The organism is Pseudomonas sp. MWU13-2105 (assembly GCF_023242315.1).
Lineage (GTDB): Bacteria > Pseudomonadota > Gammaproteobacteria > Pseudomonadales > Pseudomonadaceae > Aquipseudomonas.
This window is the reverse complement of the sequence record NZ_JALLIY010000011.1, coordinates 1-25,269: the sequence shown is the minus strand read 5'-3', so window position 1 is coordinate 25,269 and position 25,269 is coordinate 1. Positions and strand designations below refer to the sequence as shown.

The 25,269-nt window shown below is 61.8% G+C and carries 18 protein-coding genes; 10 read left to right on the top strand and 8 right to left on the bottom strand.

The window, feature by feature from the left end:
* Positions 1-12: 12 nt before the first annotated feature.
* The 3 genes from M5B96_RS17045 to M5B96_RS17035 form a co-directional block, all read right to left on the bottom strand.
* On the bottom strand, positions 13-6,000 hold the full coding sequence (locus M5B96_RS17045; protein WP_248797905.1) for an Ig-like domain-containing protein: 5,988 nt from the start codon (positions 5,998-6,000) through the stop codon (positions 13-15).
* A 120-nt stretch (positions 6,001-6,120) separates the two neighbouring features.
* Positions 6,121-6,966, bottom strand: coding sequence for a sulfotransferase family protein (locus tag M5B96_RS17040; protein WP_248797904.1), 846 nt, complete (start codon positions 6,964-6,966; stop codon positions 6,121-6,123).
* 166 nt (positions 6,967-7,132) lie between these two features.
* Entirely contained in the window at positions 7,133-8,719 is a 1,587-nt protein-coding gene (locus M5B96_RS17035; protein WP_248797903.1) for a glycosyltransferase family 39 protein, read from the bottom strand.
* Positions 8,720-8,962: 243 nt separating this feature from the next.
* Here M5B96_RS17035 and M5B96_RS17030 point away from each other — a divergent pair, with 243 nt between their 5' ends.
* Both M5B96_RS17030 and M5B96_RS17025 read left to right on the top strand, forming a co-directional pair.
* A complete protein-coding gene (locus tag M5B96_RS17030) occupies positions 8,963-9,553 on the top strand; it encodes a phage tail protein (RefSeq protein ID WP_248797902.1) in 591 nt (196 codons plus the stop codon).
* 186 nt (positions 9,554-9,739) lie between these two features.
* Positions 9,740-10,051, top strand: a complete 312-nt coding sequence (locus M5B96_RS17025) for a DUF6916 family protein (protein ID WP_248797901.1) — start codon at positions 9,740-9,742, stop codon at positions 10,049-10,051.
* Here the strand turns inward: M5B96_RS17025 and M5B96_RS17020 are convergent.
* Genes M5B96_RS17020 through M5B96_RS17005 form a run of 4 tightly spaced genes read right to left on the bottom strand, consistent with a single transcriptional unit; the run spans position 10,044 to position 14,765 of the window.
* Positions 10,044-10,538 (bottom strand): GNAT family N-acetyltransferase, encoded by a 495-nt coding sequence (locus M5B96_RS17020; RefSeq protein WP_248797900.1) that lies wholly within the window; start codon positions 10,536-10,538, stop codon positions 10,044-10,046. The genes M5B96_RS17025 and M5B96_RS17020 overlap by 8 nt on opposite strands.
* Positions 10,539-10,567: 29 nt before the next feature.
* Positions 10,568-12,664, bottom strand: a complete 2,097-nt coding sequence (locus M5B96_RS17015) for a biotin/lipoyl-binding protein (protein ID WP_248797899.1) — start codon at positions 12,662-12,664, stop codon at positions 10,568-10,570.
* Entirely contained in the window at positions 12,664-13,986 is a 1,323-nt protein-coding gene (locus M5B96_RS17010; RefSeq protein WP_248797898.1) for an efflux RND transporter periplasmic adaptor subunit, read from the bottom strand. The genes M5B96_RS17015 and M5B96_RS17010 overlap by 1 nt, the downstream gene beginning before the upstream one ends.
* Complete coding sequence (locus M5B96_RS17005) at positions 13,983-14,765, bottom strand: efflux RND transporter periplasmic adaptor subunit (protein ID WP_248797897.1); 783 nt, start codon at positions 14,763-14,765, stop codon at positions 13,983-13,985. Before M5B96_RS17005 ends, M5B96_RS17010 begins: the two co-directional genes overlap by 4 nt.
* Positions 14,766-14,990: 225 nt before the next feature.
* On the opposite strand from M5B96_RS17005, the gene M5B96_RS17000 reads away from it, so the two are divergent.
* Both M5B96_RS17000 and M5B96_RS16995 read left to right on the top strand, forming a co-directional pair.
* Entirely contained in the window at positions 14,991-17,162 is a 2,172-nt protein-coding gene (locus M5B96_RS17000; protein ID WP_248797896.1) for an outer membrane assembly lipoprotein YfiO, read from the top strand.
* 6 nt (positions 17,163-17,168) lie between these two features.
* Entirely contained in the window at positions 17,169-17,882 is a 714-nt protein-coding gene (locus M5B96_RS16995) for a DUF3142 domain-containing protein (RefSeq protein WP_248769452.1), read from the top strand.
* Between the two features lie 452 nt (positions 17,883-18,334).
* Here M5B96_RS16995 and M5B96_RS16990 read toward each other — a convergent pair.
* Positions 18,335-19,482 (bottom strand): IS3 family transposase gene (locus M5B96_RS16990; protein WP_248797895.1). Its coding sequence is split into 2 segments (ribosomal slippage): positions 18,335-19,227 and positions 19,227-19,482, totalling 1,149 coding nucleotides; the frame shifts between segments, so codons are not numbered across the junction.
* A gap of 175 nt (positions 19,483-19,657) precedes the next feature.
* Between M5B96_RS16990 and M5B96_RS16985 the strand changes: the two genes are divergently transcribed.
* The 6 genes from M5B96_RS16985 to M5B96_RS16960 all read left to right on the top strand — a co-directional run.
* Positions 19,658-19,846, top strand: coding sequence for a DUF6124 family protein (locus M5B96_RS16985; protein ID WP_318654844.1), 189 nt, complete (start codon positions 19,658-19,660; stop codon positions 19,844-19,846).
* A gap of 575 nt (positions 19,847-20,421) precedes the next feature.
* Positions 20,422-21,855 carry an NAD(P)/FAD-dependent oxidoreductase gene (locus M5B96_RS16980; RefSeq protein WP_248797894.1) on the top strand — a complete coding sequence of 478 codons (1,434 nt, stop codon included), beginning with the start codon at positions 20,422-20,424 and terminating at the stop codon, positions 21,853-21,855.
* Positions 21,852-22,706 (top strand): HemK/PrmC family methyltransferase, encoded by an 855-nt coding sequence (locus tag M5B96_RS16975; protein ID WP_248797893.1) that lies wholly within the window; start codon positions 21,852-21,854, stop codon positions 22,704-22,706. The genes M5B96_RS16980 and M5B96_RS16975 overlap by 4 nt, the downstream gene beginning before the upstream one ends.
* Before the next feature lie 19 nt (positions 22,707-22,725).
* Positions 22,726-23,997, top strand: coding sequence for an aminotransferase class I/II-fold pyridoxal phosphate-dependent enzyme (locus M5B96_RS16970; protein WP_248797892.1), 1,272 nt, complete (start codon positions 22,726-22,728; stop codon positions 23,995-23,997).
* 46 nt (positions 23,998-24,043) lie between these two features.
* A complete protein-coding gene (locus M5B96_RS16965; protein ID WP_248797891.1) occupies positions 24,044-24,379 on the top strand; it encodes a chorismate mutase in 336 nt (111 codons plus the stop codon).
* The coding region (locus M5B96_RS16960) for an anthranilate synthase component II (protein ID WP_248797890.1) at positions 24,376-25,269 on the top strand (894 nt) is incomplete at its 3' end. The genes M5B96_RS16965 and M5B96_RS16960, both read left to right, overlap by 4 nt.

Here is a 25,269-nt window from a genome sequence, read left to right as displayed (position 1 = left end):
TCCTAATAGTGTTCAGGCCGACATTTCGCTGATGCCGACTTGTTCCAACGCCCAGGCTAGTTCATGCAGCTGTTGCTGCTCGCCGTCTTTGATCTTCTGCAATTGCTGCCCCAGGGTCGGCGCGCCGAAAATGCCGCGCACGCCCTGGGCCGGATCGCCCAGGCCCTTGCCGTTACGGTCGAAGACCTGGCTGGTGGAGCTATCGCCGTTGCCCGACTCGTGGTGGAAAATGCTCGACATGGTACTGCTGCCGAACACCCCGCCATCGCCGCCGCCAAAGCCGAGGAAACCACTGGTACCGCCGGTGGCCCCGCTGTCGCTGCTGAACACCTGGGCGATAAAGCTCGGCGTCAGCGCGTTCTGGTTGATGAAGATATTGCCCACTGGCGGCAAGCCGTCGCCCGAGGTGCGCTGTTCGAACAACGGCGGGAAGCCCAGCGGAGAGCCGAGGCCGCCGGTCGGCGTGATGCTGATCTGTGGCTGCAACGGCTGGTTCGGCAGATCCGGCCGCGCCACTGGCGTGTCGACGCGGAACTGCGGATCGCCACCCAACGCCACGGTGTTGACCGCGAAGTTGTTGGAGTTGGCGAAGCCGGTCCCGGCGTTGCCGGCCAGGTCGGTGACCAGGCTGTTGTCCAGGGTGATGAAGTTGCTCGGGTCGGTGATGTTCGCCGTCGGCGTCAGGGTCGCGGTCCAGGTCTTGCCGCCGTCGGCGCTGGCCAGGTTGGACAGCACGCCGTTGGCCACGCTCAATTCCGACAGGTTGAAGTTGCTGACTTTCTCACTGAAGGTGAAGGTCACCACGGTGGTCTGGCCGGCGGTCAGGTTCGGGTTGGCGACGCTGATGGTCGCCGTCGGCCGGTCGGCATCGACGGCGTAGTTGTTGGAAATCGCGATGCCGGACCCGGCATTGCCCGCGGTATCGTTGACCAGGCTGGTGTCCAGCACGATCAGGTTGGTGGCATCGGTGATGGCCGCCGTCGGGGTCAGGGTCGCGGTCCAGGTCTTGCCGCCGTCGGCGCTGGCCAGGTTGGACAGGGTGCCATTGGCGACGCTGAGCTCGGACAGGTTGAAGCCGGTCACCACTTCGCTGAAAGCGATGGTCACCGTGGTGGTCTGGCCGATGCCCAGGTTGTTGTTCGCCACGGAAATGGTCGCGGTCGGACGCTGGGTGTCGATGCTGTAGTTGTTCGAGTCGGTCACGCCGCTGCCGGCGTTGCCCGAGCTGTTCGCCACGCCCGTGTTGTCCAACTCGATCACGTTGCTGCTGTCAGTGATATTGCTGGTCGGGGTGAAGGTCGCCGTCCAGGTGATGCCGCCGTCGCTGGTGGTGACGCCGGTCAAGGTGCCGTTGTTGATCGTCAGGTCGGCGTTGCTGAAGCCGGTCACGGCTTCGCTGAAGGTGATGGTCACCAGCGAGGTGTCACCGACCTTCAGGGCGTTATCCGCTACCACGATGGTTGCGGTCGGACGCACCGTATCGATGGTGAAGTTGCCTGAGTTGGTGATACCGGCGCCGGCGTTATTGGCCAGGTCGGTATAGCCCGCGTTGTTCAGGCTGATCAGGTTGGTAGTGTCGTGGACGTTGCCGGTCGGGGTGAAGGTCGCCGTCCAGGTGATGCCGCCGTCGCTGCTGCTCACCGCGCTCAGGGTGCCGTTGGGCACGCTCAGGTCGCTGTTGTCGAAGCCGGTCACCGCCTCGCTGAAGGTGATGGTCACCAATGAGGTCTGCCCGACGAGCAGGCTCGGGTTGGCCACCACGATGGTCGCGGTCGGCCGCACGCTGTCGATATTATAGGCGTTCGAGCTGATGGTCCCGGTGCCGCTGTTGCCCGCGATGTCGGTCACCGTGCTGCTGTCCAGGACAATGTGATTGTTGTTCTGGGTGATACCCGCCACCGGTGTCAGGGTCGCGGTATAGGTGATGTTGTCGCTGGTGCTCAGGCCGCTCAGGGTGCCGTTGTCGGTGGTCAGGTCGGCCAGGCTGACGCCAGTCACCGCCTCGCTGAAGGTGATGGTCACCAGGGACGTGCCGCCGATGCCCAGGTGATCGGTCGCGACCACGACAGTGGCGGTCGGACGCTGGGTGTCGATGGCGTAGTTATTGGACACACTGCTACCGCTGCCGACATTGCCCGAAACGGCCGCCTGGACGCCGCTGTTGTCCAGGGTGATCTGGTTGCTGGCATCGGCGATGCTCGCGTTCGGGGTGAACGTGGCGGTCCAGGTGATGCCGCCGTCGCTGCTGTGTACCGCGCTCAGGGTGCCATTGGTAATCGACAGGTCGGCATTGCTGAAACCGGTCACCGCCTCGTTGAAGGTGATGGTCACCAGCGAGGTGTCGCCGATCTTCATCGCCGGGTTCGCCATCACGATGGTCGCCGTGGGGAGTACGGTGTCGATGGTGAAGTTCGCCGAGTTGGTGGTGCCCGCGCCAGCGTTGCCCGCCAGGTCGGCGATGCCAGTATTGGCCAGGGTGATGGCGTTGGTTGCGCTGCTGGTATTGCCGTCAGGGTGGAAGGTCGCGGTCCAGGTGACACCGCCGTCACTGGTGCTCAGTCCGCTCAGGGTACCGTGGCTCGCGCTCAGGTCGGCCAGGGTGAAACCGGTCACCGCTTCGCTGAAGGTGATGGTCACCAGCGAGGTTGCGCCAGCAGTGAGCGTCGGATCGGCGACCACGATGGTCGCGGTCGGGCGCTGGGTGTCGATGGCGTAGTTGTTGGAGTCGGTGGTCCCGGTGCCGATGTTGCCGCTGGTGTCGCTATAGGCGGTATTGTCCAGGGTGATGACATTGGTGGTGTTGGTGATGCTCGCATTCGGGGTGAAGGTCGCGATCCAGGTCACGCCACCGTCGCTGCTGCTCACCGCGCTCAGGGTGCCGTTGGACACCGTCAGGTCGGCATTGGTGAAACCGACCACGGCTTCCGAGAAGGTAATGGTCACCTGCGAGGTCTGGCCAATGATCAGGGAGTTGTTCGCAACCACCACGGTCGCGGTCGGACGCACGCCGTCGATGGCCACGTTGTTCGACGTGGTGCTGCCGCTGCCGGCGTTGCCCGCCATGTCCTGGACCCCGGTGTTGTCCAGGGTGATGTGGTTGCTCGCGCTGACAATCGCCGCCGTCGGGGTGAAGGTCGCGGTCCAGGTGACGCCGCCGTCACTGGTCTGCACCGCGCTCAGGGTGCCATTGGACACCGTCAGGTCGGCGTTGGTGAAACCGGTCACGGCTTCGCTGAAGGTGATGGTCACCAGCGAGGTCTGGCCGATGCCCAGGTTGGTGTTGGCGAACACGACGGTGGCGTTCGGCCGCTGGGTATCGACGGCATAGGTGTTGGAGTTGGTGGTACCACTGCCGGCGTTGCCCGCGCCATCACTGACCGAGGTGTTGTTCAGGGCGATGACGTCGCCGGTATGGGTGACCCCAGGGGTTGCCGTCAGGGTTGCGGTCCAGGTGGTACCGCCGTCGCTGCTGCTCAAGTTGCTCAGGGCGCCGTCGGCGACCGTGAAGGCGCCGGCGGTGAGCCCGGTGACCGCCTCGCTGAAGGTGATGGTCACCAGCGACGTGTTACCGCTGATGTTCAGTGCTGTATCGGACACCACGATGGTCGCGGTCGGCCGCACGGTGTCGACCGCATAGGTGTTGGACGTGGTCGTGCCGGTACCGGCGTTGGTCGCGGTATCGGTATAGAGGGTGTTGTCCAGGGTGATGACGTTGCCGCTGCTGTTGTTGCTGGCGCTCGGCGTCAGGGTCGCGGTCCAGTGGATATTGTCGCTGGTGGTCAGGTTGCTCAGGGTGCCATTGGACGCCGTCATGTCGGCCAGGCTGAAACCGCTCACCGCTTCGCTGAAGGTAATGTTCACCGTCGAGTTGACCGTGGTGCTCAGCGTAGGCGCGACCACCGAGACGGTCGCGGTCGGGCGCACGGTATCGATGGCGTAGTTGTTGGACGAGGTGGTGCCGGTTCCCGGTGTACCCGTCGACGTGGCGGTGACGCCAGTATTGTCGAGGACGATGCTGTTGGTGGCGCTGGTGACACTCGAGTTCGGTGTAAAGGTCGCGGTGTAGGTGATGTTATCGCTGGTATTCAGGGTGCCCAGGGTACCGTTGGCAATCGTCAGGTCGGCGCTGGTAAAGCCGGTCACTGCCTGGTTGAAGGTAATGGTCACCAGCGAAGTGCTGCCGATATGCTGCGCGGTGTTGGTCACCACGATGGTTGCAGTCGGTGCCGGCGCATAGGCGGTGTTGAGCGTGCCGCCGTCGTTGAAGATATTGTTCACTGCCGCCACGCTGGCGCCGGTGCTGCCGCCGCCCAGTGCCGGACCACCGGAGCCGCTGCCGCCGACGTTGCCGGACATCGCCGTGAAGTTGGCGGCGGTCATCAACAACGTGCCTTTGTTCCAGATCGCGCCGACGCCTTTGCCGGCCGCGCCACCGGAGTCGGCGGAGCCGCCCAGGCCACCGCCGCCGCCGCCGCCGCCACCAGCCGCGATGTTGTTGGAAATCACGGAAGTACCGACGATCGTCAGGGTGCCCGTGCTGGCGTTGTAGATACCGCCGCTGGCCGAGGCACCGGCCCGACCGGCCTTGTCCCAGCCGGAACCGCCGCCGCCGCCACCAATGGAGATAGTGCCATTGTTGGCCGTGCCGCCGGCCCCACCGTTACTGTAGTTGGCGGCGCCTATACCGCCCGCGCCGCCGGAGCTGCTCCCCCCCTTGCCACCCATGTAGCTGGGGTTGTAGCCGCCGCCGGTACCGCCATGGTTAGCGGTGCCGGAGGTACCGCCATAGACCCCCGTACCGAAGCCCGAGCTACCACCATGACCACCATTTTGTCCGCCAAGAGCACCACCGCCGCCGCCGCCACCACCAACCGCGCCGCCGACGTAGGGCGCCGTGACCCCGCCGCCGCCGCCGCCGCCCGAGGCCGCGTTGCTGGTCACCGTGACATTGTTCAGGGTCAGGTTACCGGCGTTGACAATACCGCCACCCATCGCTGCGGTGCCGTCGACCCCGGCCGCGGCGCCATTGCCCGCCGCCAACCCCTGGGTAATGACCAGCCCGTCCAGGGTCGCGGTGATCCCGGAATTGACCATGAGCACCTGGGTCTTGTATTGCCCGCTGAGGGTCACATCGGGTGTGCCGTTGTGGTCCAGGTCGCCTTCGATGGTGAGGTTCTTGCTGATAACCAGTTGCGAATTCAGGTTGACCGTCATGCTGGCGTTGAAGGTAACGATATCGCCCGCCACCGCGCTGCTCAGGGCCGAACGCAGTGAACCGACGCCACTGTCAGCGTTGCTGGTCACGGTAATGGTCGACAGGCCGTACTGGTAGGCGGCCATGGCGTCGGCCGAGAGCACGTTGTGGCTTTCGATGGTGCCGGTGGCGATTTCCAGGGTCCAGTCGCCGCCCAGGCCGGTGCGGTTGGTCGACGCCGCGATATCGCGCCCGGTGTATTGCGCCAGCGCGTCGACAAAACCGATGCCCTTGTCACCCGCGGCGGTGTTGCAGGCATAAAGCAGAATGTCGCCGCCGACATTCATGTCATTGCCGATGCGCGCCAACACGTCAGCCCGCGCCGCGACGTTATCGGACGAGAGGTAGGTGCTGCCCAGCCACAGGTCGCCCGAATTACCGTGGGCGATGATTTCCACGGTGCTGACGCCCTTGTGGGTGTCCAGGTAATCGGCGATCTGCTGCAGACCGTCCTTGCCGGCCTGTAGCACCACCACCTGGGTGCCGGGGGCGACGCCCTTGAGCAGGCTGTCGAAATCCTGCACCCGCGAGTCGACGAAGACCACCGACTGGCCCGGTACGGCGGCCGGCGCCGGAGTCGGCGTGGCATCGGATTGCGGATGGGCATCGGCGGGCGCGGTCGCATGATCGGTGGCCGGCGCCTTCGCCGCATCGGCGGTCGCATGGTTGGCCGGCTGCGCGGCCTCGGCCACGGTGGCGGCCACGGCGCCGTCGAACAGCATGCGCGGCTCGAGGGGGATGATCATGGGTGAAACCAGGGTTCTCACGCCTTCAGACCGCGATTTCTGTTTGCTCCACCACATGCTTCACCTGCACTCGAGCGTTCATACGCCCAAAGGATTTTTTGTTGGAATAAAAAACCGCGATCAACTGACCGCGGTGTTGGTTTTCATGCGAATGACATTCGCGGCACTGGCCGAGCCATCGTTCCAGAACGACAACTCGGCATATTTTTCAAACAGGTCCGGCGGCAGGATCGTGCGCCGCGACTCCAACGCCACCTTGGGCTTGACCTTGTGCAAGCCGGCAACCCCGAGGGCCTGGTCGAATGCCGGGGCGTCATACACCAAGTGATCGAAGTCGTGTTCGAACCAGGGTTCGCCGATAAAGTCGTAGACCAGCCGCAATACCCGCTCCGGCGCCTGGGACAGCAGGTCGTAATCGATCAGCAGCAAAGAGTCGGCGTGTTCGCCGTAATAGGCTTCCTTGAGCGCGGTCCAGGCGAACCCCACCAGGCGATTGCGCTGGGCCAGGGTTTCGCAACGGCTATAGACGGTGTTGCGCTCGACCTCATCGTTGAACAGCTTGGTATTCTCGAAGGGATTGGCGCGATACAGCCGCTCAAGGCTGTCCATGACCCAGGCGACATTGCGCACGCAGGCGATGACCTTGGACTGGGGAAACAGGTCCATCAGCGCGGGCAGGCGCGCCGACCACTGGCGATTGGTATCGAAGACCACCGACTGCTCGGTCTTGTCGGCGTAATAGGACTCGAACAGCCCGCGCAAGAGACGGCGACGCATGTCGGTGTCAATCACCGCGCCGAACTCGCTGCCGGCGCTGCATTGTTCCAGTACGCTGGTAAACAGGCTGCCAACCGGGCTACTCATGCCGGCATGAAAGCGCGGATTCTGCAGAAGAATGGCGGACAGCAGGGTCGACCCTGAGCGCGGCAAACCGGAGATAAAGTGAAAACTGCGCAATCCCTTCACCCTAGACGGAAGTCCATTTGTAGGACAAAGCGTAGCGTACGGAATTGCTCCAGACTAGTAGTATTTTGACATCAATTGTAGGGTCTTTACCTCGAAAAGACCCATGAACGCTGGAGCTCATGGATCCTTGATACGATTTTATCGCTCTATTTCAAACCTTTACCGGTTAGTGTTCGCTACATGAGGAGCTGCAGACCTCATACAAAACCGCCTGGGTATCGCCACCGGCATGCTGGTCAATTTTTCGCCAATTGTCCGGAATGGACGGGAATTCATCCGGTGCGACCCGGCTCATCACCAGCCAGACCCGGCCATTGCCCGCGGGCAGCTCCTCCAGGTGATCGAGGTAGATACCGGCGTTTTCATCGATCAGGGTGCCGAAACCATAGCTGTTGGGCCGGGTCGACGCCCCCTTGGCGGTAGGCGGTGTATACAGTCGCGGCGTGGTGGCGCTCTTGTCGTAATAGCCCCAGGTCAGGTACCAGAACATGTCGCCCAGCACCACCTGGTCACCGGCGACCCTGTTCTGGTTCATGTACTCGACCATATTGTTGAACTGATCGCCGACGTCGACGGTGTAGTTGTTCTTCAACCCCACCCCCTCCACCGCCAGGACCGCCACCAACAGGAGCACGGCCAGGACCTTGAAGCGCCGCGCCAGGCGGTCGATGGTCAGCGCCAGGGCAATCGGCAGGCCGAGCGCCGGCACGGTCAGGTAACGTTCGATGAACACCGGCGAGATAAACGAAATGGCGAACACCAGCACCAGCGGCAGTGCACTGTAGATCACCACCATCGTGTCGAAATGATAGCGACTGCGGTCAGTCCAGACGAGGAACGTCATCACCGCCGCCATCACCCCCGGCAGGGTCACGAACAGCCACAGCGGCATGCCTTCGCCGTCGTCCTGCGCCATCAGTTGCCAGATCATCGACGGCAGCGAGCGCAAGGTGACCGGCGGCTCCCAACCGACATCGCCACCGACCTTCAGCTCCTCCATGTGCCGTACCAGGTCGATCAACCCCGGCAACCAGGGCAGGAACAGCAGCACGATCGCCACGTTGGCCAGCCACCACTCGCGGCGGGCGATATAGCGGTGCGCACTGCCCGGCTGCCGGCGGATCACCAGCAGATAGAGCCAGTGCGAGAGCACGCACAATGCCGAGAAATAGTGGGTATAGAACGCCGCCGCCATCAGCAGCGCATAGATCACCAGATAACGCTTGCGCGCGGGTTCGCGGACCCAATACACCAACGCGATGGTCGCCCCCAGCAGCCACACGCCCATCAGCGAATACATGCGTATTTCCTGGCTGTAGCGCACGGCGGTGGGTAACAGGGTCAATAGCAGGCAGGCCAGCACGGTCGCCCGTCGACTGGCGATCAGGTGTGCCAGCCAGGTGCCGAGCAGCACCGTCAGCACCCCCGGCACCGCGCTCATCATCCGGATCGACAGGATCGAGTCACCGAACAGGCCGATCCAGGCATGCAGCAGCATGAAATACAGTGGCGGATGGACATCGTGGGACGCATGGGTCCAGATGCCGGCCAGCGGGAACTGCGCCAGCAGCAGGCTGGAACCTTCATCGCCCCAGATCGCCGCGGCCGTCAGTTCATAAAGACGTAACGCCACGGCCAGTAGGATGAGCGCTATCAGCCAGGGTTCGCGAAGCAACTGGACAAAGGGTTGTGGATGCACGACAGGCTGACAGTAAAGTCGCTTTGCTGCTTCATCATTACTCGGAACGCCCATCACCATCCTCTAGAAATCGACAACTGCACCCGCCCAGGGGGGTATGACGCGGTGATTGTAGGCTAGAACGACATCGCCTTGCCTGACTGTTCCAATCACGACCTTGACCACGCAAAAAACCGGTCACCCGCAAAGACAGCGTCTACGCTTTCAGGCGGTGCACAGCAGACCCGGACCGGCAGCCTCCACAACCCGCTCAACGGGCAAGGCACTTCACTTAATACAGCTGAAGGATAAGGATCTATGGAAGTATTTCTCGGTAATATCCAGATGTTCGGCTTCAACTTCGCCCCTAACGGCTGGGCACTCTGTAATGGGCAAATACTGCCCCTCTCGCAATATCAGGCGTTGTTCGCGGTGATGGGCACGACCTATGGCGGCAACGGCCAGAGCACCTTTGGCCTACCTAACCTGCAAAGCCGCATTCCCATCTGCCAGGGCACCGGCCTGGGCCTGACGACCCGGGTCATGGGTGAGTTCAACGGCACTGAAAGTGTCTCGGTCCTGAGCAGCAACCTGCCGCCGCAGGTGATCCCGACCACCGGCCTGACTGTCAACACCACCGTCAACCTGGCGAGCGTCCCCAGCAATCCGGTCAACGCGCCGACCACCACCAACGCCTATATCGGTGCATCCGCCCCGGCTGGGCCGCCCTCGGCCTCGATCTACTCGGATGCCCAGGGCGCGTCGCCGGTTGCCCTGAAAGGCGTGACCAGCACCATCGCCGGCACCTTGAGCACGCCCGGCGGCGGCCTGCCGCTGGGGACGATGAACCCATTCCTGGCGGTGAACTTCAGCATCGCCCTGCAAGGGCTGTTCCCTTCCCGCAACTGATCAGGAGCGCGCTTGAAGGCGCCTTAAAACCTGTAGGAGCCGGGCTTGTCGGGTCGCCGCACCGCCGCGAAGTTTGGCGGGGCTCGCGGGCCTCCGCGCGAACAAGCCCCGCTCCCACAAGGGACCGCGTTCGGCCGGCATTGGCTCAAACGCCCTGATTCTTACCGTGTATGACGGAGAATATCGATGCTGCAACAGGTTTCAAGTGAACACTTCCAGTCGCTGATGAAACAACACTGCCCGCTGCACCTGCCCGACGGCAGCCGGCTGCCGACCCGGATCGAAGCAATCGAACTGCGCCCGCAAGCGCGCCTGCCGGAAAATCCCCGGATCCCCTTCAACGTGATGTTACGCAGCCTGGAACCGACGGACTTCATCGACGGCCTGTGCTCCCTGGAGTTACCGCAGTTGGGCCGCATAGACGCCGTGTTCGTCTCCCGCGAGCCGCCCCAGGGTCGTGACCCGGCCCTGGGTTATTTCAATATCGTCTTCAACTGAAACCCGGATACCAGACCAGGCGTTCAGCCGCCGGCGAACGCTCCTCGACCCGAAACCCCAGCGCCAGGTAATGCTGGCGCGCCTGGGGATTACTCGCCCAGACCACTGTCGCCACCGGGCAGCGCACCTGTTCGGCGGCCTTCTGCACCCCTTGCAGCACACTACGCCCGAACCCCTTGCCCCGCGCCGCCGGGATAAACGCCAGGTACAGCACGCGGATTTCATTGGCGCCGAAGTCGGCGCTGAGCACGCCGATCGGGGTGTCGAGCTTTTCCACCACGTAGTGCATCGCATCGGGGAAATGCTCGCCGATTCCCCGCTCCTGCACCTGGAATTGCTGGGCAACTACCTGCTCGACCACTTCAGGATCGGCATCGATCCATTGCAACTCGGGCCGGGCCGACTGATAAAGGCCCTGCAGGAAAGGCGCATCGGTAGGCCGTGAGGGCCGCATGGACAAACCGGCGGCAGACGTATTGTTCAACATCGGTTGTACTCCCTGAACCGCTGTAACGACTAGAAACCACTCTCCCGCACGCCCAGGGCGGCCATGCGCCGCCAGGCCGTGCCCAGTAATGACTCACTGCGTCCTTGCAACACCGCCACGCCACGCAGCGGATGGCTCGGCGCCGGCACCTCCTCGAGCAACCGCAAGCGCGCGCCGTATTGCGCCTGCACCGGTTCCGGCCGGCGGTTTTCGTCGCGACGCACGGCTATCGGCCCGTGGTGATCGGAGGTCAGGGCCTCCTGGTCGATGGCCGCCACGCCATTGGCGTCGACGTCCAGCAGCTCTACCGGCCAGGCCGGGCGCATCGGGTCGTCGGCAACAAAACGGCCTTTCGCCCCCGGCGCGACCCGCCACAAGTCCTCTTCGGCCAGGTAACCGCGCATGCGGGTACCGCCCTCGACGACCCGCGCCAACGGCTCCTTGGTCGAAACCCAGCGTCCGGCGCTCAATTGCGGCAGCAGGTCGCGCACCTGGCCGGCCTGCGGCGCCTTTAACAACAAGCGCTCACGACGGGCTTGCAATCCGCGGTATTCGGCCACCGCCTCCGCCAGCCGCTGTTCGAGAATGCCGACATCCGCCGCGGTTTCGCTGCGCCCGGCCTGGCGGCGCATCTGCAATTGGAGGATATCGATTTCACGGCGCACTATGATCAAGCGCGAGTCGACATCCGGCGACTCCAGCTCCACCAGCACCGTGCCCGCCTCGATCATCTGCCCATCGTGCACATTGACCTGCTTGACCCGCGCGGCAACCGGCGCATGCAACGCCGTGACCCGCCCAGCCTCGAGCATCACCGGTATTTCCACGCTGCTGCGCCAGGGCACCGCCACCAGCAACAGCAGCGCCAACAGGCACAGGCCGCTGAGCAGCACCCGCGGGGTATGCGCCTGCTCGCGCCGTGACCACCATTCGCGGGTTTCCTTGAAAATCGGCAGGAAGATGAACCAACCCAGCTCCACCATCATCAGGAAAATACCCAGCAGCTTGAAGAACAGGTGATAGACCGCCAGGGCGATCCCGAAAAACAGCGTCGCGCGCCACAACCAGGAGAGGAAGCCCCACCACAGCAGGCGGCGGCGCATGGCCGGGGGCCAGGGTTCCGGGGCCGGCTCGTCGTAGCCGAACAAGGCCTCGCGCAAGCGCCAGCGGCACAGGGCAAAGGCCCGGCCCTGGAGGTTGTCGATTTCCCAGAAGTCGCTGAGCAGAAAATAACCGTCGAAACGCATGAACGGGTTGAGGTTGACCGCCAGGGTGGTCAGCCAGGTGGCGCTGGCGAGCATGAACGCCGCCGTGCGCGCCGCTCCGTCCGGCAACAGCGACCAGGCCAGCAGGGCGATACAGGCCAGCAGCATCTCGGCCATGACCCCGCCGGCACCGATCAACAAGCGCGCCTTGCGGTCGTTGATCCGCCAGGCGTCGCTGACATCGGTGTAGAACAACGGCAGCATGACCATGAAGGCCACGCCCATGCTTTGCACCCGACAGCCGGCGCGCTTGGCCATGAAGGCATGGCCGAACTCGTGGCAGAGCTTGGCGAAGAACAGCGCGATGCCGAAGGCCATGGCCCCGCCGAGGCTGAACAGGTGCGGAAAGGTCGAGAGAAAGCGCTCCCAGTCCCGCGAGACCAGGAACACCCCCAGCCCCAGGGTGGCCGGCAAGCCGTAGCGCAGCAGGCGCGGGCCGAAGCGTTGCAGCCACGGCCAGGCGCGATTGAGGAAGGCATCCGGGCGCCACAGGGGAATGCGGAAAAACAGGTATTGATGCAACGCCATCTGCCACAGGCTCTGGCGCGACGCCGCGGCTTTCCAGGCGTAACTGGCGCGTTGTTGCGGATCCAGCGCGGCAATCAGGTCATGGGCGCGCAAAAAGCCCAGCAACTGCTCCAGCTCCGGGTCGCCCAGCGGTAGGCCTGGTTCGCGGTTCGCCGCTTGCAGCACCTGCGCCGGATCCCCCAGCGACCAATGCCGCAGCAGGCGGATGGCCTGGGCACCGAGCTTGAAATAACGCCCGCGCACCGGATCGGCCAGGGTCCAGCGCGGCGAACCGTCCAACGCCGGCGAAGCCGCGGTGAGTTGCAGATCCGCGCGCAGGCTGGGCAGGTTCATTACAGCCCGACACTCTGGCGCAGCCCGGCCAAGGGCCGGCGCAGCAGGTACAAGGCCAGCGGCGCGCGCTGGCCGAAGAGTTTCGCCGTACCGCGCAAGCCGATACGCGGGACCGGGGTATCGATGAAGCTGGCATCCAGGCGATAGGCCAACTGCCCGGCCGGGGTCGATTGCGCCTCATAGGCCACCCGCTCCAGTTTGGCCGAGTAACGCTGCAAGGGGTCGCTGTCGAGGAACAAGGCGACTTCGGCGTCGGACGCCAGGGCGATGGCATCGCCGACCGCCAGTTCGATGCGCAGTTCGGCCTGGCTCGGGTCGGCGATCTCCATCAACCGCTCACCGGTCTGCACCGGCTTGCCGGTCCAGCGTTCGGCATCGGCGAACACCGCGATACCGTCACGTTCGGCGCGCACTTCGCTGCGTTTGAGCAATTCGCCGGCGTAATCGCGTTCGGCGCGTTTCTGCTCGACCCGCGCCGCCAGCAAATCGATCTTCGAGCTCGATTCGGCATCGGCAAAGGCCCGCTGGGCATTGGCCTTCAATTCGGCTTCGGCCACGCCGAGGGCGCGCTGGGCCACATCGGCCTGGGCCTTGAGGGTGGTGCTTTCAAAGCGCACCAGCAGGTCGCCGGTTTTCACCGTCTGGTTGGGTTTGACCAGGAATTCGGCAATCACCCCGTCCAGCGGCGCCGCCACCACCCGGCCGGCCAGCGGCACGACTTCCGCCGGCGCCAGCACCGACTGGCGCACCGGAATCAGCAGGCTCAGCAGCGCCAACAGCACCAGCAACGCCTGGCGCTTGCGGGTAAAGCGCAAACGCCACGGCCGCCGCGGCTGCAAGGCGAGCCAGGCATGGCTGTAGGTGTCGCCCAATTGCGCCAGCAGTACCTGTTCGGAAGGACTCCAGGGATTGTCGCGCGCCAGCCACAGGCCGCCGAAGACTTCGCCCTTGTGATCGAGCAGCGGCAACCAGAACACCTGGGGCGCCGACAGGCTCTGCCAGTCCTCGCGCACCGAGGCGCTGAAGGCGTCCATCGGCACCACGGTCGCCGGCTTGGCCCGCTCCAGCTTGAAAATCTGCGCCACGGCGTGTTCGACAAAGGCGACAAACGGCGCATTCGGTTCCACCGAACTGACCCCGGTCACCGCCCGCACCTTGCCGGCGACCAGCAGGGCGGCGTGGCGAAAGCCGAACAGCGCCTGGCCGTCGTTGACCAGGCTATAAGCCAGTTGCTCGGTGGTACGCGCGGCGCGGGTCAGCCGCTCAAGGTCGAGGAACTGGGCGAACACCCGTTCCACGGCACCCGCCACCGGTGCGTTCACTTCAGCGCCTCGAAACGCGCGGTGCCGCTCATGCCGGCCAGCAGACCGTCGGCCTTGGGCAGGCTGGCCACCAGCAACAGGGTCTGGCTGCCCTCATCGATCCGCGCCCCGAGGCGCTTGATAGTGGCCGTCAGTGGCTGGCCGGTTTCATCCGGGACGAAGCTGAAGGTCTGCCCGGCCTTGAGCTTGCCCATCCAGCGCGACGGCACCAGCAAGTGGATTTCCAGGGTGCGGTTGTCGACGATCTCCAGCATCGGCGCCCCGGCCGAGACGCTTTCATAGCGCTGGACCTTGCGCTGTACGACCTGACCGTCATAGGGCGCGATCACGCTGCAACGCTTGACCTGCACCTGGTAGACCTGGGACTGGGCCTGGGTTTCGGCGAGCTTGGCCTCGGCGCGGGCCACTTCGAAGCGGCCGACGGAGTTCAACGAAGCCAACTGTTTATTGTGTGCCAGCTCTTCACTGGCCCCCCGGCTGGCGGCCTGGGCGGCATTGAGCTGGGCCTGATAGGCCGAGCAGTCGAACCGCGCCAGGGTGTCGCCCTGCTTGAAGGTCTCGCCTTCACTGAACGGCAACTCGACGATGCGCCCCGACAGCTCGCTGGCGAGCATCGCCTGGTCACGGGCGCGCAACACGCCACGGGCCTCGCTGGCGGCAACGACATGCGTCGCGGCGGCATTATTATCCAACAGCGGATCAACCTCGGCCGGCGTCTGCGCCTGAGCCAGGCACGCCATGCAGGACAACCCAAACACACCCACCCGCAAACACCACATATAAAGGGACTCCTTGTCGGACAATCGCGAGTCTACGGCAGCCATATCAAGCGTCAAGCCAATTGCCACTATGTTTATCGAACAACCGGGTGGCCGTCGATGTGCGGCAGATCACAGGCTGCGACGCCGTACTGGGTTCAAGCATAGGTGTTGCGGCCCGGCTTCGGTATTATTCGCGCCATTCCCGGCCCCGCTGCCGCTCGTTTATCGAATTAGGGACAATTCATGCGTATCGGTCTTCTGACATCTCTGGCCCTGGCGATGAGTGCCAGCTTCTGCTCACAGGCGTCGGCCAGCTCCGACAACACCTGCTACCCGCACTGGTCGATGCTCAAATACAGCCTCGACGGCTGCAGCAACCTGACTTTCCTCAGCCCGGGCAACGACAGCCGGGTCAACCTGCGCCTGCTGCTGTCCGACCAGGGCTCCTTGCCCCTGGCGCCCAACCCGCTGAGCGAGGAAGACCTCGATAGCGGTTTTGGCCCGGTGCCATTCGCCAACCGCCGCCTCGACGCGGCCCCCGCGCCGGCCGTCAGCAGCACGCCGGGCACGCCCGTCGCCTCGCCACTCGACGAGGCCCTGGGCAAGCTCGGTATCACCCGCGAAAGCGATAGCATCCTCAGCCTGTTGTCTGGCGAGGGCGGACGCTGCCGCAGCAATGACGTCGACAGCGCCACGGCCTTCATCAACCAACTGCTGAGCAGCACCGAGCTGACCGACCCCGAGCGTCAGGCCCTGGCCCGCGGTCGCGTGCACATGCTCGACACCTGCGCCTGGGACCCGGCCCAGCGTGATAGCCTGGTGCCCGCCGTGCAATCGGCCCAGGGCCAGGCGTTTGCCAGCTACCTGCGCGGCGCCATCGACTTCTACGCCGGACGCTTCGCCGAAGCGACCCAGGCGTTTGCCGGCCTGAGCGACAATCCGCAACCCTGGCTGAAAGAAACCGCGCAATACATGCAGGCGCGCACCGCCCTCAACCTGGCGCAACAGAACACCTTCGACAGCGACGGCATGCCGACCAAGGAAGAGGCCGACGAAACCCAGCTGAAACTGGCCGAAGAAGGCTTCCAGCACTACCTCGGCACCTGGCCCGAGGGCCTCTATGCGACCTCCGCCCGTGGCCTGTTGCGCAGGGTCTACTGGTTGGCGGGGAATGCCGAAAAACAGGCGACCGAATACCTCTGGCAACTGGACCAGGCCAAGGCCGAACAGCGCAACGTGACGCCTGACGAGCTGGTGCAAGAGATCGACAACAAGATGCTGTTCGGCGGCGGCAAGGTCGAGCACCCCTTGTTCCAGGCCCTCGACGACCTGATGGGCATGCGCCCCGGTTACGGCGAAAACGCCACGCCCAAGCTGACCCTGGAAATCCTCCAGGCGCAGAAACCGATCTTCGCCGCACAACCGGCGCTATACGACTACCTGCAGGCGGCGTTCCAGTTGTATGTCGCGAAAAACCCGGAACAGGCGCTCAAGAGCCTGCCCACCGAGATCCCGGCGAAACTCGACTACCTCGCCTTCAGCCAGCAGATGCTGCGCGGCCTGGCCCTGGACGCGAAGCAGGACGGGAACGGCGCCGAGGCCCTCTGGCTGCAACTGCTGCCGCAAGTCCATCAGCCGCTGCAACGCGAGCAGGTCGAACTGGCCCTGGCCAATCACTACGAGCGCAACCAGCAGGTGGCCAAGGTCTTTGCCGCCGACTCGCCGATCAAGACCGCGCAGGTGCGCGCCATCCTGCTGCGGCATATCGCCGACGCCGGCCTGCTGCGCCAAGTCGCCCAGGGGGAAGCTTCCACCGAGCGGGATACGGCACTGTTCGTGTTGCTCTACAAGGACCTGCGCCTGGGCCATTACGCCGATTTCACCGCCGACCTCAAGCAGTTACCCGCCGAGCCGTCCGACACCAAACTGGGTGCCTCGCTGGGTTACACCTACAGCGGCGGCCAGCCGCTCAAGCTGTTCCGTTGGAGCGGCGCCAAGGCCGAATCCGGCTATGCCTGCCCGACCATTGGCGAGACGGCGACGACCTTGCAAGCCGACGCGAAGCAGCCCCAGGCGCTGAACTGCCTGGGGGAATTCATCCTGCGCAACAGCCTGGACGGCATGCCGCTGGATAGCCAGCGCAGCGCGGATGAACTGGGCGGGACCGCGTCCTTGTTCAAGGGCACGACCTTCTCGCGTCTCGACGGCTACCAGAGCGTGATCGGCGATACCAAGGCGTCAGCCCCGGACAAGGCCTACGCACTGTTCCGTGCCATCAACTGCTATGCGCCCTCGGGCTACAACAGTTGCGGCGGGAAAGAAGTGACACCGGCGCAGCGCAAGGCCTGGTTCAAACAGCTTAAAACCAGCTATGCCAGCACCCAGTGGGGCAAGTCGCTGCAGTACTACTGGTAAGTGGCCGTGGGTCGCTGGCGCTGGCTGTTGCTGGCCGGGCTGCTGGCGTTGGCCGATGCCCGGGCGGCGGTCGATGCGCGGGACTACGACAGTTTCTGGCTGTGGAGCGGCGTCGCCCCGCAGCCGGTGCTGAGCCAGGCCAAGAGCCTGTATATCCTGCAAGGCCAGGTCAGCGAGTCACGGCGCTCGCCGCAGCGGACGGTCAACTTTATCGCCCAGGGCATTGCCATTCCACGCCTGACCCGGGGCGAGGTCTGGGTGGTCTATCGCGCCCACACCCTGCGTTGGCCGGAGTCGGTCTATCAGCAGTTACTCGGCCAGGTGAAACGCTGGCAACAGGCGGGCAACCCGGTGGTCGGCATCCAGATCGACTTCGATGCCCGCACCCGCTATCTCGACGAATATGCCGCTTTTTTGCGCGATCTGCGCCAGCGACTGCCGGCGGAGTTGCGCCTGAGCATCACCGGACTGATGGACTGGAGCAGCAATGCCGACCCGGCGGCCATCGCCCAACTCAAGGGCGTGGTGGATGAGGTGGTGGTGCAGACGTATCAGGGGCGGCACAGCATTCCCGATTACGCCGCGTATCTGCCACGGATGAACCGGCTGGGCGTGCCGTTCAAGATCGGTTTGATCCAGGGCGGCGAGTGGCAGGCGCCGGGGTATTTGAAGGGGAATGAGTGGTTTCGGGGGTATGTGGTGTTTCTCCAGAACCCTTAGCGACCGGACAATTCCCTTTCCCTTGCCTGAAATTTCCTAGAAAATCCTTTCGCCTTGCGCCTGCTGGAGCCGGTCACTAGTCTTCGTCCTATCGCTGCAAAATCAGCGATCGGGCGTGAGAACCCGTGCTCAGTAAGCGCATCAGCGCCACTTTCGTTACGAACGCCTTTTCATCAGAAAACGCTTCATGGCGGCTGTGCGCAGGCAGACTTCGGTCTGGCCGGTTGCCTACTGTCCGGTATTCTCACCCTGTGTACAGCTGCCACCCTTTGCCGCGTGAGAACGGCAATCGATGGCCCCTCATTACGTACATGTAGGAGCTGGACCATGGATAAAAGACTTACACCCGACCCGCCGATCACTTTCCCGGCATCACGTCGCGCAAAGATCGGAAAACCTCATTTCGATGCCTGTAGTGGTCAACTAATTCCGGGCACCTCGATAGGTAATTTCTACACCATCGCCCGCTCGTAAACGGTCGGTGGCAGATACCCCAGTTTCGAGTGCAGTCGCTCATTGTTGTAAAACCCAACGATGTACTCGGTGATGTCACGTATTGCCTCGCCATGGTTGGCGTAGTCACGGCGCCATACACGTTCCATTTTCAGGCTCAGGAAGAAACGCTCCATCACGGAGTTGTCCCAGCAATTTCCTTTGCGACTCATGCTTTGCTGCATGCCATTTCGTTCCAGCAACGCTCTGTAGCTCGCGCTTGCATACTGACTCCCCCTATCCGAATGGGCGATCAGTCCCGGTGCCGGCTGGCGCTGGGCAATAGCCAGTTGCATAGCGTTGCATACCAGCTCGGCAGGCATGTTTGGGGCCATGGACCAGCCCACGATCTTGCGTGAGAACAAGTCCAGCACCACGGCCAAGTACAGCCAGCCACTGCGGGTCCGGATGTAGGTCACATCCGCCACCCACGCCTTGTTCGCCGCCTCGGGCCCGAACTGACGATTCAGCACATTCTCGGCGATCGGCAGATCATGATTACTATCCGTCGTGTGCACAAATTTGCGCTTCCAGGCCGAGCGAAGGCCGTTGGCCCGCATCAAGCGGCGGACTTTATAAAGGCCTATCTCGATCCCCTTGGCGTGCAGGGCTTTACGTAACGGGCGACTGCCGTAGCAACCGCCACTTTCGCTATACGAGGCCTTGAGCTGTACTGTGACCGGGCAAATCGGTGCCGGCGCTTGGGCGCGTTTGTTGGCCTCGTAAAAGCCAGAGCGGCTGATGCCCAGCAGCCGACAAACATGAGCCACCGAATAAGCCTTCTGTTGCAGCTGCCGAACCAGGCGGTAGGTCACTTCAGCTCGCGGGCAAAGAAGGCTGTAGCTTTTTTTAGGACATCGTTGTCCATCTTGAGCTGCCGGTTCTCTTGCTCCAACTGCCGAATACGTTGCTGCTCAGGTGTCAGCGGCTTACCGATCCCGGCTTGCCCCAACTGCTCCGATTCATACTGTTGGACCCAGCGTCGAACCGCCGAATCGACCAGATTGAGATCCCGGCAGACTTGTGAAACGGCCAACCCCTGGTCTGTGATCATTTTCACGACTTGCAGCTTGAAGCTGTCGTCGAATGTCCTGCGCTTGTCGGTCATGAAAAACTCCTCGATAGATGCATTTTCCACCTATCGGGGTGTCCGGGGAAATTAAACCATCACAGCCGCTGCCGAACGCGCTTTTGCGCACTACGGGCTGCCGCTGAGCGAAGACCCACTCAGACCTCACCCAACCTTCTCACCCTCGCCCACTCGTATCCCCTCGTCACTCAGCGTGGAAGACAAGTTGGTCAACGCGCTGTCGATCCTGCAATCGGCGGCGGCCACGGCTTATGAGTCCGCCGATCAACTCGACGGGGCCAAGCGCAAGTTGGCGATGGGGACCGTGCATTTGATCGAGTTGGCGCAGTCGTGGGTCGACTCGGTGATCGATGAGACGTCGGCAATGGGGACTGCGGGCTGATCCAGAGCCTGCGGTGTCATTGAGGACGCATTCGCGGCGATGCGGCGTCCCGACAAGCCCTACTCCTACTACAGTGTCGCGTCGTACACAAATTCGGTGAACGACAGAAGACTGTAGGAGCAGGGCTCCCTAGTCCTGACCTATCCGATTAAAATGCCCAGTACTGCTGTAATACTGCTCACCTAATTCTGAACACTCCAACAGGTTCTCGGCCGTCGCCCCCAAGGCCATAGATCTGCACTCGGACAAGTTGCAACTCCAAAAGCCCTCATTCTCTAAAACGGCTACGAAAACACTCTAGTTCTCCACCTTCGAATTTGTTCTGTCTATTGGTCGACATCGACCAGAAGCTATCGCTGTTCAATAAGCTTGGCGTTTGCCGCCAAGCCTGCACCAAGACAATCAAAGGCTTGGGATTTAGCGCCTTCATGAATATGTACATTTGTAACAAAGATACATAGCGAAACAAATACTCGATGGCGACCCACCTTTCGACACTATAAAAAGTTTAGCGAACTCCTTACGTAATGCATAGCCACTTACTTACATCGCGTTGAGCGAAATAGAGGTCAAACATGGAGTATGACGTCATAGTTGTGGGTTCGGGAGCCATCGGTGGCTCTATCGCCTATGAGCTTTCCACACGAAATTTGAATGTCTGCCGGGTCGGTGAGACTGATCGGGTCAATGCAGCATCCAAAGCTGCCGGTGCAATGAACGGTTGTTTTGGCGAGGTGACCAGCGGCCTGCTTGCCAGCGATTATGGTCGCCTCAAACTGCGCATGGATCGACAGGCGCAAGACCTCTGGCCCACTTGGGCAGAGCGCTTGGAACGTTCATCAGGAAACACCCGCCCCTTGTTCAGCGCCATCGGCACTCAGGTATTACTCAATAGTGCAGGGATGGACGAGGTCGATACCGTCAATTACGAAGCCATCGAGCAAACCCTTAAAGAGTACGGTGAACCCTTCGAGACCATCGACCTAAGAACCATGGGCTGGCTCAACCCCGACCATCTAGTGCGCCCGTTGCGCGGCTTGTTCATCCCGAACGAACACTCGGTGAACTCCCATCTGCTGCTGGAAAAGCTGGATGCCGCACTGATGGCCGGGGGGGGCACCTTGAAGAACGAGAACGCCAGGCGAGTACTGGCCGAAGGCGAAGTTGTCACCGGCGTCGAATTGAACAGCGGCGAGCTGATCTGGGGGAAAAAAGTCGTAGTGGCTGCTGGTGTACATTCGCTGGATTTGCTTAACGAGTTCGACAACCTCGTGAAGAAGATCCCACCGCTGTTCAGCGGTTACGGCGTTTCCATTCTGGTGAAGCTGCCAGACGATCTGCCACTGCCCGATTCGGTCATACGTACACCCAATCGCGCCTTTGCCTGTGGCTTGCACTGTGTCCCTCGCGGTGACGGCATACTGTATCTGGGCGCCACCAATATCCTCTCCGAGCGTCCCAAACAACAAGCATTGGTTTCAGACGTCCAATTCCTGCTCGATTGTGCTGTCGACCAGTTGAACCTTGATCTTCATAATGCCGAAATCATCTCGATCCAGGTTGGCAACCGGCCGATCCCTGCCGACGGTTTCCCGCTGATTGGTGAATGCGGTATAGACGGTCTGTGGTTGGCGACCGGCACTTACCGCGATGGATTACACCAATCTCCTTTGTTAGCCGGCTATATCGCCGATTGCCTTACCGACGTGAAGAGCACAGATCTGGACCTGAGCGTATTTAACCCGGTTCGCGCCCCACTTACCGGACTTGCCCGTGAAAGCACGGTCCAGGAAACCGTCAAGCAAATGTTCGCCACCGGCTACGAATATCGATGGGATATAAAACCTTATTGGCTGCCATTGCTCGATAAAGGATTATCGAGCAATTACCAACAACTTATAGATGACCTGCACCCATCATTTACACCCCCTCCTGAGTTAGTGGCATTTTCTTATCTCTATGAGTCCATGCGCTTAAGACTTTCACAGTATTACAAGGAGTGGTCATGATTCTGGATGAGCGTGAACAACAAGCGATTGCTCGCGCCCGCAATCTGTTGATGGAGGCTGGCGTATGGGATCCGGACAATGACTTAAGCTGCCTAGTTGACCGCTTTCTCATTCGCGCCAATAAAGAGCAGGCACTTGATGAGTTTATGCTGGCGGTCACCGAACGCTGCAACCGTATTCCCCTGGAGCATATTGTCGGCGCAGTGGCGTTCGACGAGTTGCCGCTGGTAGTTGGTAGCGGTGTATTCATTCCCCGCCCCCATAGCACGGTCATCCATAAGTGGCTGGACGACGCAGGGCTGGTGGTGGGTGCCGAGGTTCTGGACCTTTGCGCTGGCAGCGGTGCAATCGGCTTGGCAATCGCCCGGCGTAGACCTGACCTGAGTGTCACCTGTGTAGAGTTCGATGAGGTAGCCGTTCAGTACCTCAAGCGCAACATCGCCCGCATGACAATGAAAGGCATACAGGTTAACGCCCTGCAGGCAGACATTCGTGACCTGTCGGCCTTTTCCCGGTTTGCCCGACAGATCGCTCTCATCGTGGCCAACCCTCCTTATGTCCCGCAGGGCCTTGAGCTACAGCCCGAATGGAGCAGCCATCATCCACAAGCATCGGTCTATTCAGGAGCCGATGGCCTTGATCTGACACGACAGATCATTGCTCTGGCGATTGACTTGCTAGCCCCCCGGGGCTGGCTGGTCATTGAGCATGGTGAGGATCAGGCACCGCTCGTACGCCAGTTGTTCGAGCAACACGGTCTAACTGAGATCCAGACCATCATCGACCACGCGGCGTCCGATACCACCGGCAGCTCGGTGATGACCGTTGGCCGCCTATCTGCCGATTGTTGAATAACGGGGGGTTAGAACAATGGATGCACAGATCAAACAGGATTGGATGACGATCCGTCGTGACAACACCACTAGCGCACTGGCAACCGCGTATGAGGAAGGCCTGACCGGTTTTACCGTGTCCAGTCGCGTGGGTAAACACATCGCCTTACAGGAAGGCGGCACCTTCACTGAGTTCGTATCCTGCTCCTACCTTGGCCTGGAAACCCATCCGGCACTGATCGAAGCGGCACATCAAGCCATGACAACCGGGGGGCTGCACCTTTCTTCGTCCCGCAGCGCCATGCGTCCGATCTACCTGCCGCAACTCGAGTCTTTGCTCGGTGATATCTACCCAGGCTGCGGGATTAGCGTCTTTACCTCGACCAGCAGCGTGCACCTTGGTGTTTTGCCCCTACTGGGCAGTGGTTCGCTAAAGGGCTATCCAATCCAGAAGCGCGTGCACTGGCTGATGGACAAGACTGCCCACTCGTCGATGCAGGTACTGCGGGGCGTACTCCAGCAGTTCGGCGAGGTTTCCCGAGTGCAATCTACCGATCCGGAGTCGATGAGCGCTGCCTTGAAACGCTGTACCTACAACCAGGAAACCCCAGTCCTGTTGATCGACGGTATCGGCTCGATGAGTGGTTTGGTGCCGATTGCAGAGCTATCCCGTCAATTGGAGCGGGCAGACGGCTATCTGTATGTGGATGACGCTCATGGCATTTCCATTGCCGGGCGTCACGGTGCGGGCTACGCCTTCAGCGCCGTGGATCACGCACTGCCGCCAAATATGATTCTGGCCGGTTCGCTGTCCAAGGCGTTCGGCGGCGCAGGCGGCTTTGTTGTGGTGGCAGGCCAACAGGACCTCGAATCGATTCAAACTCTCGCCAATCCGCTGATTTTCGGCCACTCGATCATGCTGCCAATGCTGGCGGCGAACGTTGCTGCGGCAAAGATTCATCTCAGCGACGAAGTTGACGTATTGCAACAGCGCCTGTGGGCAAATGTGCATCTGTTTGATGCCGTCACCGGTAACCACTTGCTCAATGCCGGTATCCAGTCGCCCGTCAGGGGCGCTTTTTTTGAAACTGAAGAAGCTGGCCTGCAAGCCGCCAGAATCCTGCGCGCCAACGGCATTCTGCTATTCCCGGTGTTTTATCCAATCATCGCAAAAGGCAAGGCGATGCTGCGCTTTGCGATTTCGGCCAATCACAGCGAGAACGACATCCGGCAAGTGGGCGAGGCTCTGCGCGAGATAGCCCGGGCGGGGTTGTGGAAATCCGCCGATAAGCACGTTGTGCCCGCCTGACAATCGGCGTTTCCCTTGGAAAGGAATATGAATAGAGGATCTGAAAATGACGCAACAGGGACAGTTATTACCAACAGGTACGTCAGCTATTCTGCAACCGCAACGTGATCGACTGGACTCGATCAATAGCCAAATGGTCGACCTGCTGCACGAGCGCATGCAGGTTTGCATGGACATCGCCGAGCTCAAGGCGGCTCACGGCATCCCGATGATGCAGCCGCAGCGCATTTCCCAGGTACTCGGTCAACTCAAGGAGAAATCTGCGCAAGTGGGTTTGAGCACTGAGTACGTCGAATCAATCTTCAAGCTGATCATCGAAGAAACCTGCGTACAGGAAGACCGACTGATCAACCAACGCCTGGTCCAGGGAAGATCGTCATGAAGATACTGCTGATTGATAACTTCGACTCCTTTACTCAGAACATTGCCCAGTACCTGTATGAGGTGACTGGGGTATGTGCTGACATCGTGACCAATACCCTGCCCTACAGCGAATTGGACATTGAAAACTACGATGCTGTGGTCCTGTCACCAGGTCCAGGGCATCCGGGTGAAAGCCTAGACTTCGGCGTGTGCGGGGAGGTCATTCTTCACTCGCCAACTCCGTTGCTCGGCATTTGCCTGGGACATCAGGGCATCGCGCAGTTCCTCGGCGGAACTGTGGCTCATGCGCCTAGCCCGGTACACGGTTACCGAAGCCGTATCACCCATACCGGGAAAGGGTTGTTCCGCGATCTGCCGGAACAGTTCGATGTGGTCCGTTACCACTCATTGATGTGCACCCATTTGCCAGCCGATCTGCACTGCACCGCATGGGCGGATGACGGAGTGGTCATGGCACTTGAACACATCAATCGCCCTATCTGGGGCGTGCAGTTTCATCCCGAATCCATCGATTCAGAATATGGGCATGCGCTGCTGAGCAATTTTGTGAGAATGGCGCTGGAATACAACAGCACCCATCGTTCGCAATCTGGAAACGGAAGCGGGCACCAATCGGCGAAAGACGCCTATCTAGCTGTCGGTGGTATGGCGAGTATGCAACTGGCGTATCGGGAGTATTCCGGGGAAATAGCACCATTGGCGTTGTTTTCGCAGCTTTATGCCGGCGACCGCCATGGGTTCTGGCTCGATAGCGAAAAATCGGAAAGACCCAACGCCCGTTACTCCATGATGGGCAGCGGCCAGACCCAGCGAGCGATCCGCCTTGAATATGACGTCAACAACGGGTGCCTTACGCTAGAGGGCCCCCAGGGTTGCCAGCAGGTCGAG

Bases quoted from the DNA above. Each gene is read 5' to 3' on its own strand.
- M5B96_RS16975 (WP_248797893.1), top strand. From the start codon at position 21,852: ATGATTCTGGATGAGCGTGAACAACAAGCGATTGCTCGCGCCCGCAAT.
- M5B96_RS17035 (WP_248797903.1), bottom strand. From the start codon at position 8,719: ATGGGCGTTCCGAGTAATGATGAAGCAGCAAAGCGACTTTACTGTCAG.
- M5B96_RS16965 (WP_248797891.1), top strand. From the start codon at position 24,044: ATGACGCAACAGGGACAGTTATTACCAACAGGTACGTCAGCTATTCTG.
- M5B96_RS17020 (WP_248797900.1), bottom strand. From the start codon at position 10,538: ATGTTGAACAATACGTCTGCCGCCGGTTTGTCCATGCGGCCCTCACGG.
- M5B96_RS17015 (WP_248797899.1), bottom strand. From the start codon at position 12,664: ATGAACCTGCCCAGCCTGCGCGCGGATCTGCAACTCACCGCGGCTTCG.
- M5B96_RS16970 (WP_248797892.1), top strand. From the start codon at position 22,726: ATGGATGCACAGATCAAACAGGATTGGATGACGATCCGTCGTGACAAC.
- M5B96_RS16980 (WP_248797894.1), top strand. From the start codon at position 20,422: ATGGAGTATGACGTCATAGTTGTGGGTTCGGGAGCCATCGGTGGCTCT.
- M5B96_RS17000 (WP_248797896.1), top strand. From the start codon at position 14,991: ATGCGTATCGGTCTTCTGACATCTCTGGCCCTGGCGATGAGTGCCAGC.
- M5B96_RS17025 (WP_248797901.1), top strand. From the start codon at position 9,740: ATGCTGCAACAGGTTTCAAGTGAACACTTCCAGTCGCTGATGAAACAA.
- M5B96_RS17030 (WP_248797902.1), top strand. From the start codon at position 8,963: ATGGAAGTATTTCTCGGTAATATCCAGATGTTCGGCTTCAACTTCGCC.
- M5B96_RS17005 (WP_248797897.1), bottom strand. From the start codon at position 14,765: ATGTGGTGTTTGCGGGTGGGTGTGTTTGGGTTGTCCTGCATGGCGTGC.
- M5B96_RS17045 (WP_248797905.1), bottom strand. From the start codon at position 6,000: ATGATCATCCCCCTCGAGCCGCGCATGCTGTTCGACGGCGCCGTGGCC.